Below are 18,358 nucleotides of genomic sequence, written 5' to 3'. Positions count from 1 at the left end.
ATTGCCCGGGTGCCGGCGTCGATCGTTGTCGACCACATTCCCGGGCGTTCTTTCGTGATCCGTATCACGATCTAGTTTGACACTCGGACGTAGTGGGCAGCGCCGGCCGAATCCGTTCTGTTTGCCCAGGTGTACCACGGGAATGGCGTTCCGGCGCGACGACGCTTCGGCGGGCCGGCCCGGCACGGATCGTCACCGACGGCGACTGGCCGTCACAGATCATGACCCTCACCACGCCGCCGGGCCGAGTCCGTCCGGTCTCGTCCCGTGCGGTCACACCAGCGCAACACGGGGCTCATCACGAAACGCAGAAGATTTCCGGATGCAACACCTCGGCAATCGTCGGGCCGTCAACTGGAACCCGTCACCGGCACGGCCCACCCACGGAGTCATCAGGAGCTGATCCACCATGTCCCCCGAGGCGCATCTGCGTTCCGTCCCCGATCCCGTCCGTGCGCGGATCGACGGCGCCCACCATCCGGTCATCGTCGTCGGCGGGGGCCAGGCGGGCCTGTCGACGAGCCGCGTGCTGACCGACCGCGGCATCGACCACCTCGTGCTCGAGGCCGAGACGGCGGGGCACGAGTGGGCGGACCGCCGCTGGGACTCCTTCTGCCTCGTCACCCCCAACTGGCAGTGCGCGCTGCCCGGCTTCGCCTACGACGGCCCGGAGCCGGACGGCTTCATGGTGCGGGACGAGATCACCCAGTACCTGGAGAAGTTCGTCGCCTCCTTCGCCCCGCCGCTGGTCGAGGGCGTCCGCGCCACGTCGCTGCGGGCTCGGGAGGGCCGCTTCGAGATCGCGACGGACCGGGGCACGGCCACCGCCGACCAGGTCGTCATCGCCACCGGCCCCTACCAGGTCCCCCGCACCCCGCGGATGGCCGAGCGCCTGCCCGACTCGGTGGTCCAGGTGCACTCGTCGGAGTACCGCAACCCCGACCAGCTGCCCGCGGGCCCCGTGCTCGTGGTCGGCACCGGCCAGTCCGGCTGCCAGATCGCCGAGGACCTGCACCTGGCGGGCCGCGAGGTCCACCTCGCCACCGGCACCGCCCCGCGCGTCGCCCGCTTCTACCGCGGCCGCGACTGCGTGGCCTGGCTGTCGGACATGGGCACCTACACCAAGGGGATCGACGCGTTCCCCGACGTGGAGGCCGTGCGGCACAAGACCAACCACTACGTCACGGGGCGAGACGGCGGGCGGGACATCGACCTGCGCAAGTTCGCCCTCGAGGGCATGCGGCTGCACGGCAGGCTGCACCGGATCGACCCGGACGTCGTCCACTTCGGACCCGAGCTGCGGGCGAACCTCGACGGGGCGGACGCCGTCGCCGAGGGGATCAAGGACTCCATCGACGCCTACATCGAGGCGAACGGCATCGACGCCCCCGTCGAGGAGCGCAAGGCCCCGGTCTGGGCGCCCGCCGAGGACGCGCCGTCCGAGCTGGCCGTCTCCGAGATCGCGGCCGTCGTCTGGGCCACCGGCTACGGCCGGGACGACCGCTGGATCGAGCTCCCGATCTTCGACGGCCGCGGCTACCCCACCCACGAGCGCGGTGTGACCAGCCAGCCCGGCCTGTACTTCATCGGACTGCCCTGGCAGTACACCTGGGGCTCGGGGCGCTTCTCCGGCGTCGCGGCGGACGCGGAGTACCTCGTCGACCGCATCGCCGAGACCCGCCGCGGCACCGTCGCGGACGGCCTGCACTGGTTGGCAGGCACCCCGTCGAGCACCTTCCCCTCCGACGACGACTGGGTCGCCCCCCGGTCCGCCAGCTGAAGGAGCGCCACCATGACCCGCATCGCCACCGCGGCGGCCCCCTTCGACCGTGACCTCGAAGGGGACTTCGACCGCATCGCCGTCCTGATCGACGAAGCCAAGCAACGGGGCGCCGAGCTGCTCGCGCTCCCGGAGGCGGCCCTCGGCGGCTACGTCTCCGACCTGGGCGGCACCGCCGAACCGCCGCCCGCCTTCACCCTCGACGGCCCGGAGATCGGCAGGCTCGCCAGCCTGGCCGGGGACCTCGTCGTCACCGCCGGGTTCTGCGAGCGGGACGGGGACACGCTGTACAACGCCGCCGTCTGCGTGACCGGGGACGGGATCCTCGGCAGCTACCGCAAGGTGCACCAGCCGCTGCAGGAGGGCGCCACCTACACCGCGGGCGACCGGTTCGAGGCCTTCGACAGCCCCGTCGGCCGGATCGGCATGCAGATCTGCTGGGACAAGGGCTTCCCCGAGGCGGCCCGCGCCCTCGCCCTCGACGGCGCCCGTCTCATCGTGTCGATGTCCGCCTGGCCGCTGTCGGCGACCAACCGGCACCCCGACCCGACCCAGGACCGGTGGGCCCGCCGGTTCGACCTGTTCGACCGCGCCCGCGCCCTGGAGAACCAGGTCGTGTGGGTGGCCGCGAACCAGTCCGGCTCCTTCGGGGCGCTGGACTTCGTGGCCAACGCGAAGATCGTCGACCCGGGCGGCGAGGTCGTCGCCGCCACGGGTTACGCCGAGGGGCTGGTCACGGCGGACTTCGACCTGCAGGCGGACATCGACGCCCACCGCGTCGGGATGGGCAACCTGCGCGACCGCCGACCGGACCTCTACGGCGCCCTCGTCTCCCCCGCATCACCCACCCAGAAGGAGAACTGACCATGGCCGACCTGACCGATCTCGAGAAGCAGTCGCTCGAGGAGATCGCCCACCCGTCCCTGCCCGAGGGCTCGTCGATCTACGGCGGCACGAAGGTGTTCCCGGACTACCAGGCCGAGAACGGCGAGGTGTACTTCACCCTGGTCCACGGCATCGCCCACGAGTCCTCGGTGAGCTTCGTGGCGATCCTGCAGGCCACCCGCGCCCTGCGGAAGGGCTTCGAGTCCGCCGTCTACTTCTACGGCCCCGGCTCGCTCAACGCCCTGGCCACCCGCGGGTTCCCCACCACCGGCAACTCCGCGTTCCCCGGCGAGCACAACATCAACAACAGCCTCAAGACCTTCATCCAGGAGGGCGGCAAGGTCTACTGCTGCCGCTTCGGTCTGTCGCTGCACGGCGCCCGCGAGGAGGACCTCATCGAGGGCGTCATCCCGACCCACCCGCTCGACGTCCAGGACGCGCTGATCCACTACGCCCGCAAGGGCGCGATCATCAACAGCACGTACCAGATCTGAGCGGCTCCGCCGCCCGTGCGTGGTAAGTGGTGCCAGAGCACCACTTACCACGCACGACGTGTGTCCGGGGCCGGAGCGCTCAGTCGCGCCAGCGCTCCTCGTAGCGCTGCCGGGCCTCCGCCCGGCCCGCGGCGTTCCGCTCGGCGCGCAGGCCCGCGGCCGTGCCCCGCGGGTACCCGGCCTTGACGGCCCGGTGCTCGGCCGACTCCGCCACGTAGGCGAACGAGTAGAAGTAGCCGATGAGCAGGCCGCCGAGGACCGCCATCGCCCGCACCCAGGACTCGCCCGGGATGAAGACGTAGAGCAGCACGGCGAACGGGGCCAGCTGCACCGTCGCGCGGGCGAAGTGCCGCAGCACCCAGGTCCGCGTGGTCACGTCGAACAGCACCCACTCGCGGTGCCGGGCGGGCAGCCCGGCGCCCCAGGCGTAGAGCACCCAGCGGATCGGGTTTGGCCTACGAACAGTTTGCACACCAAGTATGCTACCCGACATGGACGCCGATCTCCTCCGTCTCGACCGGCAGGTGTGCTTCGCCCTCGCGGTGGCCGCGCGGGAGGTCATCGCGCTCTACCGCCCGCTGCTGGAGCCGATGGGCCTCACCCACCCCCAGTACCTGGTCATGCTCGCGCTCTGGGAACGCTCGCCGCAGTCGGTCACCGAGCTCAGCCGCGCATTGGCGCTGGATCCCGGCACGCTGTCCCCGCTACTCAAGCGCCTGGAATCGGCCGGGCTCGTGCGCCGCGACCGGGTCCCGACGAACGAGCGCATGCTCGCGATCACCCTGACCGACGCCGGACGGGCACTCCGGGCCGAGGCCGAGCGGATCCCCCCGGCGATCGTCGAGCGCCTCGGGATGCCCCTGGCGGACCTCGAACGGCTGCGCGAGGTCCTCACCGGGGTGATCGCCGCCACGCAGTCGGACACCCTGGGTGAACACGCTCGTCCGATGGGCTGATCGGGCTAACGTCTCCGTCGACCGCGCCGATGTCCAGAGGTGAGGCCTGGAGGTTCTGCGATGACGACCCACCCGGTGGCGACCCCGTCGGACGCCGGCGCGCCGACCGAGCGCCTCCCCCGCGTCCGGCCCGGGGTCGAGACCGCCGCCGCCGCCGCGCGCCGCAGGATCGCCGCGGACCCGACCCTTGCGGGCCTCCCCGCCGACGCGCACGTGCACAGCGAGCACGACACCGGCGTCGTCTTCGTGCACGGCAGGCGGTTCACGCTCGTCGAGGTGGTGCCGGACGTCGGCGCCGACACCATGGAGGCCCTGATCGCGCGGCGGGACGGGCTCGGCAAGCGGTCCGCCGCCGTCATCGTCGCGGAGCGGATGACGGTCGCGGCCGCCCGCCGCGCCCAGCACGCCGCCGTGCGGTTCGTGGCCCTGGGAGAGCTCAGCGGCTAGAAAGAGCCGCATGGAGTTCCGCTATCTGGGCCGCTCCGGGATGCAGATCTCGGCGATCACCTACGGCAACTGGCTCACCCACGGCTCACAGGTCGAGAACGACGTCGCCACGCAGTGCGTGCGCGCCGCCCTCGACCACGGGATCACGACCTTCGACACCGCGGACGTCTACGCGAACGGCAAGGCCGAGGAGGTCCTCGGCGCGGCGCTGAAGGGCGAGCGGCGCGAGTCGCTCGAGATCTTCACGAAGGTCTACTGGCCCGTCGGGCCGCGCGGCAAGAACGACCAGGGCCTGTCCCGCAAGCACATCCTCGAGGGGATCGACGCCAGCCTGCGCCGGCTCGGGACCGACTACGTGGACCTCTACCAGGCCCACCGCTACGACGTGTACACCCCGCTCGAGGAGACGATGCAGGCGTTCGCCGACGTCGTGCGGGCGGGCAAGGCGCTCTACATCGGGGTGAGCGAGTGGAGCGCCGAGCAGATCCGCGCGGCGCACGGGCTCGCGGTGTCCCTGGGCGTCTCGCTGGTGTCCAGCCAGCCGCAGTACTCGATGCTGCACCGGATCATCGAGCCCGAGGTCGTGCCGACCTGCGAGGAGCTGGGGCTCGGCCAGATCGTGTGGTCGCCGATCGCGCAGGGCGTGCTCACGGGCAAGTACAAGCCCGGCGAGGCGCCGCCGCCGGGCTCCCGCGCCACGGACGGGTCCGGTGGGGCGCAGGCGATCGCCCGCTTCCTGAACGACGAGACCCTCACCCGGGTCCAGGCCCTCGCCCCGATCGCGGGCGACCTGGGCCTGACCATGGCCCAGCTCGCCGTGGCGTGGGTGCTGCAGAACGCCAACGTCGCGGCGGCGCTGGTCGGCGCCTCGCGTCCCGAGCAGGTGGCCGAGAACGTGAAGGCGGCGGGTGTGCGCATCCCCGAGGACGCGATGGAGGCGATCGACGCCGCGCTCGGGGACTCCGTCGAGCGGGACGCGGGTCTCGTCGCCCGCTCCACCCCGCGCCGCAGGCCGGTCTGATGGACCTCGGGATCGCGGGCCGCACGGCGATCGTCTGCGCCTCCACCCGCGGGCTCGGTCGGGGCTGCGCCGAGGCGCTGGCCGCGGCCGGGTGCACCGTCGTCGTCAACGGGCGGACCCAGGAGGCGGCCGAGCGCGCGGCCGCCGAGATCGACGGCCGGACCATCCCGGTGGGCGCGGACGTCGGGACGCCCGAGGGACGCGCCGCCCTGCTCGCGGCGGTGCCTGCCGTGGACATCCTCGTGAACAACAACGGCGGACCGCCCACACGGGACTTCCGTGAGATCGACCACGAGGCCCTGATCCAAGGCGTCGAGGCGAACATGGCGGCGCCGATCGCCCTGGTCCAGGCGGTCGTGGACGGCATGGCGGAGCGCGGCTTCGGGCGGATCGTGAACATCACCTCGGCGTCGGTGAAGGCGCCGATCGCCGGGCTGGACCTGTCCAGCGGGGCGCGGGCCGGGCTCACCGGGTTCCTCGCCGGTGTCGCGCGGTCCGTCGCCCACAGCGGCGTGACGATCAACTTCCTGCTGCCCGGCCCCTTCGACACCGACCGGCTCCGCGGCACGCTGGAGCCCGCCGCGCGAGCCGAGGGGATCACCCTCGAGGAGGCGGTCCGGCGGCGGGCGGCGACCGTCCCGGCCCACCGTCTCGGCACCCCGGCCGAGTTCGGCGCCGCCTGCGCGTTCCTGTGCTCGGCGCACGCCGGGTTCATCACCGGGCAGAGCCTGCTCCTGGACGGGGGCGCCTACCCCGGCGTGATGTGACGCATGTCACGCTCGGAATCCGCCGTCGCACCGCGGGGTTGGCGCCCACATGAGGATCGGCATCATCGGCGCAGGCAACATCGGTGGCACGCTCGCCCGGCGGCTCGCGGAGCTCGGGCACGAGGTGCGGGTCGCCAACTCCCGGGCCCCCGAGACGGTGGCGGCCCACGTCACCGAGACCGGGGCGCAGGCGGTGTGGGCGAAGGACGCCGCCGCCGACGCGGAGCTGGTGATCGTCTCCGTCCCGCAGAAGAACACCCCCGACCTGGCGCCGGGCACGGTCCCGACCGGGGTCCCGGTGATCGAGACGAACAACTACTACCCGCAGCAGCGGGACGGGCTGATCCAGGAGATCGAGGACGGCACGCCGGAGAGCGTGTGGGTCGCGGGCCTGCTCGGCACCGACTCGGTCTACAAGGTCTTCAACGGCATCTACTGGAAGCACCTGCTGGAGAAGGGCGTGCCGAAGGGCACGCCGGGCCGGATCGCCCTGCCGGTCGCCGGCGACCCGGGCCCGTTCCAGGAGACCGTGTTCGCGCTGGTGGACGAGCTGGGCTTCGACCCGGTCGACGGCGGCACGTTGGCCGAGTCCTGGCGTCAGCAGCCCGGCACCCCGGTGTACGGCAAGGACTACGACGTCGAGAAGACCGTGCAGGCCCTGCAGGAGGCTCCGCAGGAGCGCCCGGCGGAGTTCCGCGCCGCCTGACGCACGAGGGCAGTGTGGCTCCACACCGCGTCGTCAGGTGACGGCCTCCGCCAGGTCCGCGCGGCCCTTCACGCCCAGCTTCGCGTAGACGCTGTGCAGCACGTTGTCGACCGTGCGGACGGAGACGACGAGCCGCGCGGCGATCGCCTTGCTGGACATGCCGGTGGCCGCCAGCCGCGCGATCTCCAGCTCCCGGCGGGTCAGCTCGGTCGGGGCCTTGAGCGCGAGCAGCGCGGGGGTGCGGACCTCCTCGCACTCCCGCGCCCACGCCGTGGCCCGCTTCGCGGCGGCCTGCCGGCTGCCGGTGCGCCCCGCGGTCTCGTAGTCCCGCACGGCCTGCGCCGCGGCCTCGGCCGCCAGCAACGGGAGACCGAGGGTGGCGAACCGCTCGGCCACCGCGTCGAGCGCGGCGCCGTCCGCGGCCGCAAGGTGCGCGAGCTGCACGGCGGCGAGCTCGCCCTGCAGGTCGGCGGGCCGCCCGGCCGGGGCGCTCACCCCGAGCCGGACACCCGCGTGCAGCGCGGTCAGCTCCGCGTGGCGCGCGCCGCCGCCCCGGGCCAGCCCGACCGCCTCGCCCACGAGCCGCTCGGCGAGTGAGGTCTCCCCGCGGATCGCGGCCAACCAGGCCTGCGCGACGAGCGGCCACGGGGTGGGGGCGTCGAGGGTGTCGACGCCGGTGAGCAGCGCCTCGGCGGCCTCGCCGTCGCCGGTCAGCCCCATCGCGATCGCGAGCTCCTCGCGCAGACCCGACACCGGCGGGAAGGGCGCCGTCGGCACGGCCGCGGCCTCGCGCAGCCACCGCCGCGCGGTGCGGACCCGCCCGCGCAGGAGCGCGATCCGCCCGAGCCAGCCCGCGTGCACCGCGGACGCGACCGGCCAGTGCCGGGCCAGTGCCTCGGCGTAGCCCGCGACGGCGAGTGCCTCGGCCTCGTCGAGCCTGCCGGCGAGGGTGTACGCGCCGAGCTGCGCGGACTGCAGCGCGGGGGTCCACCAGCCCGACTCCCCGGCCAGGCCCTGCTCGGCGGTGGCCAGGGCGTCGGTGTAGCGGGCGGCCGCGCACTCGGCCAGGGCCCGCACGGCCAGCACCTCCACGGTCGGGGCGAGGGGGGCCAGCTCAGCGAGCGCGTCCGTGCAGCGGCCCGCGGCCAGCAGCAGGGCCGCCCGGACGGGGCCCACCTCGTCCGGCGGCAGGCCCAACCAGCTCCGCGCGGTGGCCCGGGCCAGCGCGAGCCGCTCCGCCGCCGCGTCCGCCACCGGGACCAGCACGGCCTCGGCCTCCGTGGCGCGACCCGTGGCGAGCAGCAGGTCGGCGAGCAGCACCCGGGCCCGCGGGCCGTCGCTCGCGGCGACCGCGGCCCGCGCCAGCCGTTCGGCGGCGCGCAGGTCGAGGCTGCCCTCGGCGGCGGCGAGCACCGCGTCCGCGTCCACCGGGGTGCCGCTCGCGAGCCGCCAGCCGACCAGCCGTGGGCCGTCCGCGGCGCGCTTCGCCCCGGTCTTCTCGATCGCCTGGACGAGGATCCGGTGGGTGCGCCGCGCGCGCAGCGGGGTGGTGCGCCGCCGGATCACCTCGGCGAGCAGCGGGTGGACGAGGTCCACGTCGAGCCGCCTGCCCGACAGCGCCGAGACGACCAGCCCGCGGCGCTCCGTGCGGGCCAGCACCCGCTCGGCCCCCATCTCCAGGAGGATCTCGCTGCCCAGCGGGGCGCCGTGCGCGAGCAGCTCCAGGAGGGTGCTCTCGTCCTCGGTGACCGCGCCGATCCGCGACTCGACGAGCTCGAGCAGCCGCGGCCCCGGGGCGAGCGGGCCCGCGCTCCGCCACACCCCGTCCTCGCAGGTCAGAGTGCCCGCCGTGGTCCCGGCGGCGGCCAGCTCCCGCAGGAACAGCGGGGTGCCCTGGGCGAGCTCCCAGAGCTCCTGCAGCACCGCGCCCTCGACCGGTCCGCCGAGCAGCGCGGCCACCAGCTCGTCCGAGCGGGCGCGGTCCAGCTCCGAGAGGTCCAGCCGCTCGGCGAGACCGTCCTTCCAGAGCCCGAACACGGCGTCCGGCACCGGGACGCCGACCTGCACGGTCAGCACCGCGAAGGCCTGCCGCGTGTGGCAGAGGTGGGCGACGAGGGTGGCGCTGGCGGGGTCGAGCCCGGTCGCGTCGTCGATCCCGAGGACCAGGCGCGTGCCGCCCGCGTGGGCACGCAGCGCGGCGGCGCAGGCGCGCAGGGTGGCCGCGTCGTCCGGGCCGCGGTCGAGGTCCGGGAGCAGGTGGGCGAGGGCGCCGAACGGGATGCCGGGCGCGGTGGCGCGGACCTCGACGGCGGTGGCGTCCCCGGCGGCCGTGGCGGCGGCGAGGATCTCGCGCAGCAGCCGGGTCCGCCCGACGCCCGCGCGACCGGCCAGCACCAGACCGGACAACGACGGCGTGGCCAGCGTCCGCCGGGCGAAGTCCAGCTCCGCGGACCGGCCGACCAGAGGCCATTCCTGCCGCATCCGCCACCCCCTCCGGTCCCGGCGGGTACTCGTACGGTTCGCCGCGGCTGTTAACGCCACGGCTCCGTGGGGAGAGAGCACCTTGAGGACGGGCGTCGCTCGCTGGGAGGATGCGTGCGGACCTCGGGGTCGGTTCGTACGTCCGTGAGCTCTGCGGCCCCTTCCCGACAAGGAGCGCGGCGAGCATGACGTACGGCCTCGGTGTCGACCTCGGTACGACCTTCACGGCTGCGGCCGTCCGCCGGGGTGACCGGGTCGAGCGCTTCCGGCTCGGGGACCGCTCGGACGTCGCGCCGTCGGTCGTCATGATCCGCCAGGACGGGGCGGTGCTGACCGGGTCCGCGGCCGAGCGGCGGGCGTCGGTCGAACCCGAGCGGGTGGCGCGGGAGTTCAAGCGCAAGCTGGGCGACCCGGTGCCGATGATCGTCGGCGGGTCGCCGATGCCGGTGCCCGCGCTGCTGGCCCACCTGCTGCGGGCCGTGGTCGGCCGGGTCGGGGCCGCCGAGGGGGCGCCGCCGGAGCAGGTCACGCTGACCCACCCGGCGAGCTGGAACACCTACCAGAAGGAGATCTTCTCCCAGGTCCCGCAGCTGGCCGAGGTGGGTCCGGTCCGGATGGTCACCGAACCCGAGGCGGCGGCCGCGACCTACGCGGCGAACGAGCGGCTCGCGGCCGGGTCCACCGTCGCGGTCTACGACCTCGGCGGCGGCACCTTCGACGCGACCGTCCTGCGCCGGACCGCGTCGGGCTTCGAGATCCTCGGCACGCCGCAGGGCATCCAGGGACTGGGCGGGATCGACTTCGACCAGGCCGTGTTCGCCCACGTCCGGGAGTCCCTCGGCGAGGACGCGCTGCTCGGGGCGGACCGCGCCACGCTGTACCGGCTGCGGCAGGAGTGCGTGCACGCCAAGGAGGCCCTGTCGGTCGACACCGACGTCACGGTGCCGGTCCTGCTGCCGAGCGCGCACACCCACATCCGGGTCACCCGCGGCGAGTTCGAGGACATGGTCCGGCCCGTCCTCGCCGACACCATGACGGCGCTGCGCGGCGCGCTGCGGTCCGCCTCGGTCGAGGCGGAGGACCTGACCGCGGTGCTGCTGGTCGGCGGTTCGTCGAAGATCCCGCTGGTCGCGCGCATGGTGTCGGCGGAGTTCAAGGCGCCGATCGCGGTGGACACCGACCCCGAGTTCGCGGTGGCACTGGGGGCGGCGGCGTTGTCGGCGCCCGTGTCCGCGGGGCCGGGACCGCGGACGCAGGTCCCCACCGCTCCGACGAGTGGGGCCACGCCCGTCGGCGCCGCGGCGGCACTGGGCACGGGGACCGGCGCGACCGCGCGGATCGTCACCCCCGCCGTGCCCGCCCCGACAGCGGCGGCCGCACCGACGGCGCAGCCCGGCCACGACCGGCCCGCCCCCACCGGCCCGATGCGGCCCGGGCCGGGTGGCCGCCCGGACCCGGCCCGCTCGGACCCGTCGTACCGGCCCGCGCTGCAGCCCGCCGGGCGGGCGAACTCCCCGTACCCGCCCGCACCCGGACAGAACGGCCACGGCCGCGCGCCGGACCACGAACCGAACACCCGGATGTTCGCGCCGACGCCGCCGACCGGCGGCGCGCCGGACCGCCGGTTCGGCGCCGGTGACCGCCCGCCCGAGCTCAAGCGCACCGAGCAGCGGCGCTGGGTCAAGCCCGTGCTGATCGCGGTGGTGGTCGCCGCGGTCGTCGGCGGCGGCGCCTACGCCGGGGTCCGCTTCCTGGGCGGCAGTGGCGGCGGCACCGCGGCCGCCCCGACCACCTCCGAGACCGCGCCGCCGCCCACCGAGGCGCCGCTCGCCTTCGGCACCCCCGTCGCGAGCGTGCCGATCGGCAAGAACCCCGGCCGGGTCGCCGTCACCCACGACGGCGGGCACGCCTACACCACCAACAACGGCTCGAACGACGTCTCGGTCGTCGACCTGGGCTCGAACTCGGTCACCGCGACGATCCCGGTCGGGGCAGGCCCGGTGCTGGTCGCCGTCGCCCCGGACGACCGGCACGCCTACGTGACCAGCATCACCGCCGGGCAGCTCGCGGTGATCGACGTCGCGAGCAACACCGTCGCGGCGACCGTGCCGGTGGGCAAGAGCCCGGTCGGCATCGCGGTGTCCGCGGACGGCCGCACGGTCTACGTGGCGAACCGGGACTCGAACTCGCTGTCCGTGGTGGACGCGGCCACGAACACGGTCACCGGCACCATCCGGGTGCCGGGCGGGCCGTTCGCCGTCGCCGTGTCCGGAGACGGCGCGCACGCCTACGTCACGGGTGCGGGAAACGGTTCGCTGGCCGTGGTGGACCTGCAGCGCAAGGCCGTCGTCGGGACCGTCGAGGTCGGGCCGAACCCCGGCTGCGTGAAGATCGGCGCGGACGGCACCCGGGCCTACGTGACCAGCTACGACAGCGCCTCCCTCAAGGTCGTCGACGTGCACGACGCCGCGAACCCGACCGTCGCGCAGTCCGTCACCGTCGGGACCCGGCCCTCCTACGTCGCGCTGTCCCCGGACGGCGCCCGCGCGTACGTCGTCAACCAGGGAGACGGCACGGTCTCCGTGGTCGACACCGGGACGAACGCCGTGAGCCGCACGTTCTCCGTGGACGCCCCGGCGCCCAACGGCATGGCCGTCGATCCGGGCGGCGCCCGCGGCTACGTGGTGAGCAGCGACGGGAACTCCCTGGCCGTCTTCAGCCTCGAGGGTGAGTAGTGCCTACTCATGACCCGGGCCCCTCGTCGGGGGACCGTGAGCGCATGAGGGAGTCCGAGCAGATCGACCTGGCCGTGCGGGCCGTGCGCGCCGTGCGGGCGGTCAAGGAGGCCGCCTCCGGGGGCCGGGCGGTGCCGGTGCTGACCTGGTCGGCGCTGGCCAGCGGGTTCGCCGCGGGCACGGCGTTCGGCGGGGCGGCGGCCGCCGGGGGCGCGCAGGCGGCACCCGATCCGGTCACCGTCGCGACGACGTCGGCGTCGGGCGCCGCGGGCCCGTCCGGACCGTCCTCGCCGGACACCTCGGCAGCAGGTCCGCACGCCGATCACGGCGCTGCCGCCGGGCCCGACTCGGTCACGGTGCACCAGGTCAGCGGGTCGGAGGGGATCACCCCGGACAGCGTGTCGAGCTCGGTGGAGGCGGGGCCGGACGGCTCGGTCACCGCGACGCAGAGCTCGAGCTACTCCTCCCACGAGTCGGGCGGGGGGTCCGGCGGGGACGCGGGCCGGGACACGGTCGACATCGTCGTGCAGCAGTTCCAGCAATCGGTGATCCGCGCGGACGAGAACGGGAACCTCGTCGTCGAGACGTTCACCCGGATCGTCGTGCAGTACGAGGGGCACACCTTCGTGGCGACGGACCACGGCGTCGCGATGATCGACCCGGACTCCGGGCAGGACGTCGTGGTCCACCACGTGGCCACGGTCGTCGTCTCGGAGAACCCGGACGGCTCCTACGCCGTGCACACCGACGCCCACACGACCGTCGACCTGGTACCGGACACGGACGGGCACTTCGACGCGACCCTCGTCCAGGACGAGCACGTCGCGGTGATCGACGACCCGCACGTCGGCGCGGACGCCCATCTCGACGCCACCCAGGACCAGTCCGCGGTGGCGGACGGGGTCAGCGGCGTCGGCGTCCTCCAGATCCAGACCGCGGAGGGCATGTCCGACCAGAGCCAGGCGGCGGACAGCGCGGACGCGGTGATCACCCAGGCGCAGGGCGCCGGGTCGGGGTCCACGCAGACCCAGGCGGGCACCTCGGATCACGGCGGGATCATCACCCAGGCCCAGGGCGCCGGTGGCGGGTCGATGCAGACCCAGACCGGCACGTCCGAGGGTGGGATCGTCACGCAGGGCCAGGGTGCGGGCGCGGGCTCCACCCAGACCCAGGCCTCCAGCGCCGAGGGCGGCATCACCACCCAGGGCCAGGGCGCCGGGGCGGGCTCGACCCAGACCCAGACCTCCGCCACCGGGGGCGGGATCACCACCCAGGGCCAGGGCGCGGGCGCCGGCTCCACCCAGACCCAGGCCTCCTCGACCGGGGGCGGGATCACCACCCAGGGTCAGAACGCCGGGGCGGGGTCCACGCAGACGCAGGTGTCCGACACCGCGGGCGGGGTCACGACCCAGGGGCAGCGGGGCGGCGCCGACTCCCACCAGACCCAGGTCTCGGCGACGGCGGGCGGCACGAGCACCCAGGCCCAGCAGGGCGGGGCCCACTCCACCCAGGTCCAGGCCTCGAACTCCCCGGGCGGGACCACGGTCCAGGGCCAGGCCGGCGGGCCGGGCTCCACGTCCGTGCAGGTCCCGGGGCCGAGTGCGGCTCCGGCCCCGGGCGCGGCTCCGTCCCCGGGCGCGGCTCCGTCCCCGGGCGCGGCTCCGTCCCCGGGCGCGGCGGCCCCGGCCGGGGCGGCGGGGGCGGGCGCGGCCGGGGCGGGCGCCGCGGCACCGGTGGCCGCGGCCTCGACCTCCGGGGTCATGGACCACACCCTGCTCGCGACGACGGGGATCGCCGCGGGCTCGATGGTTCCGATCGTGCTGAACGAGCCCGGCCCCGCCCACCCCGGCCCCACGGGCGAGGCCACCACCCCGACCGCCTTCAGCCAGACCACCCCACCGACCACGGGTGAGCCCCCGGCAGGCACCGCGCACGGAGCGGACGCCGGCGGTCACGGCGATCCCGCGGGAGGCACGGAGGGCCACGGATCGGACACCACCGCCCCGGTCGCAGGCACGCACGGCGCCGCAGCGCCGGACGACCCCACCCTCACCGAAGGGCCGCCGATCCCCCCGGCGACCGCGCCCGCGCCGCAGGCGGCGTCCACCGGCCAGGCCCCGACCCCGGACCCGGCTCCGGCATCGGGGTCGTCGGCGGGGTCGTCGGCGGGGTCGTCGGCACCAGATCCGGGCGCGGCTCCGGCGTCGGCTCCCGGTTCGGCGTCGGGGCCTGCGTCGGATCCGGCGGACCACTTCGGCGGGTCCGAGGCGCCCGTCGAACACTTCGCCCCCGTCGAACCGGTGCACGCGCAGGCTGCCCCGGGGTCCGCGCAGGAGCCGGCCGCGCCGGTCGAGACGCACACCCCCGCACACGCCGTCCCCGAACCGACCGCCGCGGAGTCCCACGAGCAGGACCTGCACGACCAGTCCTTCGAGGCCCCGGAGTCCCACGATCACGACCACCACGACGCAGGCGCCTTCGACCACGCGTGAAGGCCGCGCGTACGCCTGCTCGCGGTCGCACGTTTCGTGCGCTCAGTGCTGCTCCGACAGCACTGAGCGCACGCAAACCGTCACCATGCAGCGCTCAGAGCACGAAACGTGCAGTCTCCAGCGGCGGTCCCGCACCGGCACACCCTCAGACGAGCATGCCCTCGCAGGTGCGCACCAGGATCCGGGCGGCCGTGGCGGTGGCGCGGGTGGCGAGCGGGTCCTCGGCCTCGCGTTGCCAGCGCGCGAGCGTGGTGAGGGCGCTCTGCCGGACCTGGCCGAGGTCCGCGAGGTCCCCCAGCCCCAACCGGGTGCGGGGGTCGGCGCCGTAGGAGCCGAGCAGGCGTTCGGCGGAGCCGTCGTCCCCCGGCAGGAGGGTGGGGTCCTCGCGCAGTGCGTCGATCAGGCGCAGCTCGGTGAGCTCGTGGGCGCCCGCGACCAGGGCGTCGAAGCGGCGCTGCAGGTCCGGTGGCGGGGGTGAGCCCGCGAAGAGCGCCTCCAGCGCGAGGATCGCGGTCCGCGCCTTCAGCACGTCCGCCCGCGCGGCGAACCGCGTGGTCAGCAGCTCGTGCAGGCCGGTGATCCCGGACAGCCGCTGCAGATGCGCGGCCAGTGCGGAGGCGTCCGCGGCCTCGCCCGACGCGATGAGCTCCAGGGAGCTGCGGATCCCGAACAGCCCCAGCCTGCGGGCCAGCTCCAGCCGCGTGGCCGGGTCGACCCCCACCTCGGCCGAGATGAACCGGTCCGTGGTGAGCAGCAGCCCCTCGCGCGTCTCCGCGGGCAGCGCCGCGAGCGCGACGAGGGCGGCGTACTCGGCCTGCCGCAGCGTCGCGCCGCAGGCGGCCAGCAGCCCGGCCACCGGCACGACGGTGTGGCAGAGCCGCCGCACCCGCGGGTCGGCGGCGTACCGCGCGGCGATCCGCGCGGCGCTGTCCAGGGCGTCCGTCCGGGCGTGCCCCACCTCGTCCGCCCGGGCGAGCACCCCGACCGTGTTGACCGGCCTGCCCTGCCCCTCGGTCTCGTGGAAGGCCTCCAGGAACGAGACGTCGTCCGCGTGCATGTGCCGCATCAGGTACACGACGGCGTCGGCGCCGGAGCCCGTCGGCCCCTCCGGCGTGAGCAGCACGCGCGAGCGCGCGGAGATCTCGTCGTTGATCGAGCCCATGCCGGGGGTGTCGATCAGCGTCATGGCCTGCAGCCTGCGCGACGGCCAGTCCACCACCATCCGCGACACCAGGTCCGGGGTGTGCCCCGCGAGGTCGATCGAGGCCAGCGACCCGGACTGCGGGAAGGGGAGCTGGGCGGGCGGGCCCTGGGTGGGGAACAGCATCACCCGGTAGGAGGGCCCGTGCCGGAACCAGGTGACGATCCGGGTGCACTCCCCCGCGTCCGTCGCGGCGAGGTCCTGCCCGACGAGCGCGTTGAGCAGCGTCGACTTGCCCGCCTTCACCCGCCCCGCGATGGCGACGCGCAGCGGCTCGTCGATCCGCGCCGCCACGGCGGTGATCATCGGCTCGATCCGGGTGCCCGCCGCGAGCGCGGCCGCCTCCCCGACGAGCTCGCGGGTCCGCCGCAGCAGGGTGCTCATGCGGCGGCCGCCCGCGGACCGCTCATCAGCCCGTCGGCCTGCCCACGCAGCATGGCGAGGGACTTCAGGTCCGACTCGATCCGCTCCAGCTGCTGCTTCTCGGTCTGTTCGCTCTGCACGGCCCGCTCGGCCTCCTTGAGGGCCTCGGCGAGCGAGCGCAGCAGCTCGTCGAGCCGCTCGGTGTAGCCGTCGCGCAGCTCGCGCTGGATCCGCCGGATCACGTCCCGTGAGTCCTTCCCCACGTGGATGTTGAACTCGTCGACGTAGCGCCGCACCGCGAGCTTCGCCTTCTGGCGGCGCTGCTCGAGCTGGCGCTTGCGGTCGTCCTTCATGCCGCTGCGGCCCATCAGCGCGGCCGCGGCGATCCCGATGGGCAGCGGGATGGCGAGCATCGCGATGTGGGTGAGCATGGTGAACATCATCAGGCCGCCGTAGGACTTCTGGAGCCCCGCCATGGCCGTGGCCGACTTCTTCGAGGCCACCGCGAAGCCGGTGTCGAACTCCAGCGAGTCCACCTTGGCCACCGGCGCCTCCACCCGCAGCGGCACCACGATCGCCGACTCCTCCAGCTCGAAGTGCTCGGCCACCCGCTCCGCGACGTCCTTGGTCGCCCGGATCAGCTCGGCGTAGTTCTCCATCGTCTCGCCCGCGAGCCGCTGGCGCAGCCAGGACGCGAACTCCTCGAAGTTCTTCGCCGGGTCGCCCTCGTCGATGGCGTTCTCGGCGTCCATCAGCACCCCGCGGGCCCGGATGCGCAGGTCGTGGTCGATGTCGGAGCTGACGTCCGCCAGCCCGTCGTAGAGCAGGGTCTGCCAGCGCGCGCTGCGGGCCTTGAGCCGCTCGAGGCGCTCGCGGGTGTCGGTGAGGTCGCGGGTGAGCTGCGCCGTGCGCTCGGGGTGCACCAGGGCGCTCTGCCGTGCCCGCACGGTCTGCTCGAGCTGGTCCACCACGGAGTAGACGTGATTCCCCACGGCCCGCAGCGTGACCTGCTCCGAGTCCGCCACCACCTCCGTCAGCCGCGCGACGAGCGCCGGGAACCCGGACTCGGCGTTCATCGCCTGGTCCACCCGCTTGGCGGCCTGCAACCGCAGCTCCGACGACAGCGCGATCGGCTCCACCGCCACCCCCGCCCGCTCGAGGTGGGCGAGGTCCAGCTGCAGGATCCGCCGCCACTCCAGGTGCAGGTCCGTCTTGGTCAGCGCGAAGATGATCGTGGGGCAGAGCTCCTGGGCCGTCTTCAGGAACTTGATCTCCGCAGCGGTGAGCTCCTGGGAGGCGTCGGAGCAGAAGACGACGGCGTGGGCCTGCGGCAGCGCCCCCACCGTCACCGTGCTGTGCACCGACCCCAGCCCGCCGACGCCCGGGGTGTCGACGAGCACGAGCCCGTCCTGCAGGAGCCGGCGCTGGATCCCGATCTGCACGGCGTGTAGCCCCCGCGCGCGGGCCTCGGCGCCGCGCGGGTCCCCCTCCGCCGCGTACCCGGCCGCGGCCTCGTACGGGATCTGCTCGACCCGGGTGTCCTGGTCCCGCACGTAGGTCGCGGTGGCCGTGGGCTCCGCCGCGTACTTGACGACGGTCGGGACGGCCGTCGCGATGTCGTCGTCCACCGGACAGACCTGGGCGGTGAGCAGGGCGTTGATCAGGGAGCTCTTGCCCTGCTTGAACTCCCCCACCACGTACACCATCACCGAGGGCGTCGACAGCATGTCCTTCGCCGCCGTCAGCCGTCGGGTGAGGTCCTCGCGTTGGTAGACCGTCGCGCCCTTGATCGCGAGGTCGAGGGTCGACGCCGCCTGCGCCCGCCTGCCCTCCAGCTGCCCTGCCATCGTGTCCCCGCCCGTCGTGTGTGGTCCTGACGACCGGAGGCCCGGCGACGGGTGTCGCCGGGCTCCGGGTCCTGCCGCGCGGTACCTCAGCCGCTCTGGGGCGGCTGAGGTACCGCGCCGTGCCTTGCCGTGCCGTGCCTTGCCGTGCCGTGCCTTGCCGTGCCGTGCCTTGCCCTGCCGTAC

General features: G+C 74.5%; 14 protein-coding genes. 10 read left to right on the top strand and 4 right to left on the bottom strand.

What is annotated here, in order from left to right; genetic code table 11:
* Positions 1-409 precede the first annotated feature (409 nt).
* From L3X23_RS28955 to L3X23_RS28945, 3 genes are read left to right on the top strand one after another with little or no spacing between them, the layout of a single operon-like run.
* Positions 410-1,780, top strand: coding sequence for an MSMEG_0569 family flavin-dependent oxidoreductase (locus tag L3X23_RS28955; RefSeq protein WP_237196151.1), 1,371 nt, complete (start codon positions 410-412; stop codon positions 1,778-1,780).
* Positions 1,781-1,792: 12 nt separating this feature from the next.
* Positions 1,793-2,644 carry a carbon-nitrogen hydrolase family protein gene (locus L3X23_RS28950; RefSeq protein WP_237196149.1) on the top strand — a complete coding sequence of 284 codons (852 nt, stop codon included), beginning with the start codon at positions 1,793-1,795 and terminating at the stop codon, positions 2,642-2,644.
* 2 nt (positions 2,645-2,646) lie between these two features.
* Complete coding sequence (locus tag L3X23_RS28945; RefSeq protein ID WP_093076176.1) at positions 2,647-3,159, top strand: MSMEG_0572/Sll0783 family nitrogen starvation response protein; 513 nt, start codon at positions 2,647-2,649, stop codon at positions 3,157-3,159.
* Between the two features lie 79 nt (positions 3,160-3,238).
* Here L3X23_RS28945 and L3X23_RS28940 read toward each other — a convergent pair whose 3' ends face one another.
* Complete coding sequence (locus tag L3X23_RS28940; RefSeq protein ID WP_093083537.1) at positions 3,239-3,652, bottom strand: DUF5313 family protein; 414 nt, start codon at positions 3,650-3,652, stop codon at positions 3,239-3,241.
* On the opposite strand from L3X23_RS28940, the gene L3X23_RS28935 reads away from it, so the two are divergent.
* From L3X23_RS28935 to L3X23_RS28915, 5 genes are read left to right on the top strand one after another with little or no spacing between them, the layout of a single operon-like run.
* The gene (locus L3X23_RS28935) at positions 3,651-4,115 is read left to right on the top strand and encodes a MarR family winged helix-turn-helix transcriptional regulator (RefSeq protein WP_237196147.1); all 465 of its coding nucleotides are present in this window, start codon (positions 3,651-3,653) and stop codon (positions 4,113-4,115) included. The genes L3X23_RS28940 and L3X23_RS28935 overlap by 2 nt on opposite strands.
* Before the next feature lie 60 nt (positions 4,116-4,175).
* The gene (locus L3X23_RS28930; protein WP_237196145.1) at positions 4,176-4,562 is read left to right on the top strand and encodes a hypothetical protein; all 387 of its coding nucleotides are present in this window, start codon (positions 4,176-4,178) and stop codon (positions 4,560-4,562) included.
* Positions 4,563-4,572: 10 nt separating this feature from the next.
* Positions 4,573-5,583, top strand: coding sequence for an aldo/keto reductase family protein (locus L3X23_RS28925; protein ID WP_237196144.1), 1,011 nt, complete (start codon positions 4,573-4,575; stop codon positions 5,581-5,583).
* Positions 5,583-6,350 (top strand): SDR family oxidoreductase, encoded by a 768-nt coding sequence (locus tag L3X23_RS28920; protein ID WP_237196142.1) that lies wholly within the window; start codon positions 5,583-5,585, stop codon positions 6,348-6,350. Before L3X23_RS28925 ends, L3X23_RS28920 begins: the two co-directional genes overlap by 1 nt.
* A 49-nt stretch (positions 6,351-6,399) precedes the next feature.
* Positions 6,400-7,056 (top strand): NADPH-dependent F420 reductase, encoded by a 657-nt coding sequence (locus L3X23_RS28915; protein WP_237196139.1) that lies wholly within the window; start codon positions 6,400-6,402, stop codon positions 7,054-7,056.
* Positions 7,057-7,089: 33 nt separating this feature from the next.
* Here the strand turns inward: L3X23_RS28915 and L3X23_RS28910 are convergent, their stop codons facing one another.
* Positions 7,090-9,537: a LuxR C-terminal-related transcriptional regulator gene (locus L3X23_RS28910; RefSeq protein ID WP_237196138.1), complete on the bottom strand. Its 2,448-nt coding sequence runs from the start codon at positions 9,535-9,537 to the stop codon at positions 7,090-7,092.
* A gap of 185 nt (positions 9,538-9,722) precedes the next feature.
* Between L3X23_RS28910 and L3X23_RS28905 the strand changes: the two genes are divergently transcribed.
* Together L3X23_RS28905 and L3X23_RS28900 are read left to right on the top strand one after the other, a co-directional pair.
* A complete protein-coding gene (locus L3X23_RS28905) occupies positions 9,723-12,272 on the top strand; it encodes an Hsp70 family protein (protein ID WP_237196135.1) in 2,550 nt (849 codons plus the stop codon).
* A gap of 44 nt (positions 12,273-12,316) precedes the next feature.
* A complete protein-coding gene (locus L3X23_RS28900; RefSeq protein WP_237196133.1) occupies positions 12,317-14,764 on the top strand; it encodes a hypothetical protein in 2,448 nt (815 codons plus the stop codon).
* A gap of 145 nt (positions 14,765-14,909) precedes the next feature.
* Here L3X23_RS28900 and L3X23_RS28895 read toward each other — a convergent pair whose 3' ends face one another.
* Both L3X23_RS28895 and L3X23_RS28890 read right to left on the bottom strand, forming a co-directional pair.
* Positions 14,910-16,349, bottom strand: a complete 1,440-nt coding sequence (locus tag L3X23_RS28895; protein ID WP_237196130.1) for a dynamin family protein — start codon at positions 16,347-16,349, stop codon at positions 14,910-14,912.
* The gene (locus tag L3X23_RS28890; protein WP_093082826.1) at positions 16,346-18,175 is read right to left on the bottom strand and encodes a dynamin family protein; all 1,830 of its coding nucleotides are present in this window, start codon (positions 18,173-18,175) and stop codon (positions 16,346-16,348) included. The genes L3X23_RS28895 and L3X23_RS28890 overlap by 4 nt, the downstream gene beginning before the upstream one ends.
* Positions 18,176-18,358 lie beyond the last annotated feature (183 nt).

This window comes from Pseudonocardia sp. WMMC193 (assembly GCF_021728735.1).
In the GTDB taxonomy this organism is placed as follows: Bacteria; Actinomycetota; Actinomycetes; order Mycobacteriales; family Pseudonocardiaceae; genus Pseudonocardia; species Pseudonocardia oroxyli.
Note: the sequence above shows the minus strand (reverse complement) of the source record. Positions and strands in the feature narration are given on the sequence as shown.

Excerpts from the sequence above, each read along its gene's own strand:
- L3X23_RS28905 (WP_237196135.1), top strand. The coding sequence starts at position 9,723 with ATGACGTACGGCCTCGGTGTCGACCTCGGTACGACCTTCACGGCTGCG.
- L3X23_RS28920 (WP_237196142.1), top strand. The coding sequence starts at position 5,583 with ATGGACCTCGGGATCGCGGGCCGCACGGCGATCGTCTGCGCCTCCACC.
- L3X23_RS28950 (WP_237196149.1), top strand. The coding sequence starts at position 1,793 with ATGACCCGCATCGCCACCGCGGCGGCCCCCTTCGACCGTGACCTCGAA.
- L3X23_RS28915 (WP_237196139.1), top strand. The coding sequence starts at position 6,400 with ATGAGGATCGGCATCATCGGCGCAGGCAACATCGGTGGCACGCTCGCC.
- L3X23_RS28940 (WP_093083537.1), bottom strand. The coding sequence starts at position 3,652 with ATGTCGGGTAGCATACTTGGTGTGCAAACTGTTCGTAGGCCAAACCCG.
- L3X23_RS28900 (WP_237196133.1), top strand. The coding sequence starts at position 12,317 with ATGAGGGAGTCCGAGCAGATCGACCTGGCCGTGCGGGCCGTGCGCGCC.
- L3X23_RS28935 (WP_237196147.1), top strand. The coding sequence starts at position 3,651 with ATGGACGCCGATCTCCTCCGTCTCGACCGGCAGGTGTGCTTCGCCCTC.
- L3X23_RS28945 (WP_093076176.1), top strand. The coding sequence starts at position 2,647 with ATGGCCGACCTGACCGATCTCGAGAAGCAGTCGCTCGAGGAGATCGCC.
- L3X23_RS28955 (WP_237196151.1), top strand. The coding sequence starts at position 410 with ATGTCCCCCGAGGCGCATCTGCGTTCCGTCCCCGATCCCGTCCGTGCG.
- L3X23_RS28925 (WP_237196144.1), top strand. The coding sequence starts at position 4,573 with ATGGAGTTCCGCTATCTGGGCCGCTCCGGGATGCAGATCTCGGCGATC.
- L3X23_RS28890 (WP_093082826.1), bottom strand. The coding sequence starts at position 18,175 with ATGGCAGGGCAGCTGGAGGGCAGGCGGGCGCAGGCGGCGTCGACCCTC.
- L3X23_RS28910 (WP_237196138.1), bottom strand. The coding sequence starts at position 9,537 with ATGCGGCAGGAATGGCCTCTGGTCGGCCGGTCCGCGGAGCTGGACTTC.
- L3X23_RS28930 (WP_237196145.1), top strand. The coding sequence starts at position 4,176 with ATGACGACCCACCCGGTGGCGACCCCGTCGGACGCCGGCGCGCCGACC.
- L3X23_RS28895 (WP_237196130.1), bottom strand. The coding sequence starts at position 16,349 with ATGAGCACCCTGCTGCGGCGGACCCGCGAGCTCGTCGGGGAGGCGGCC.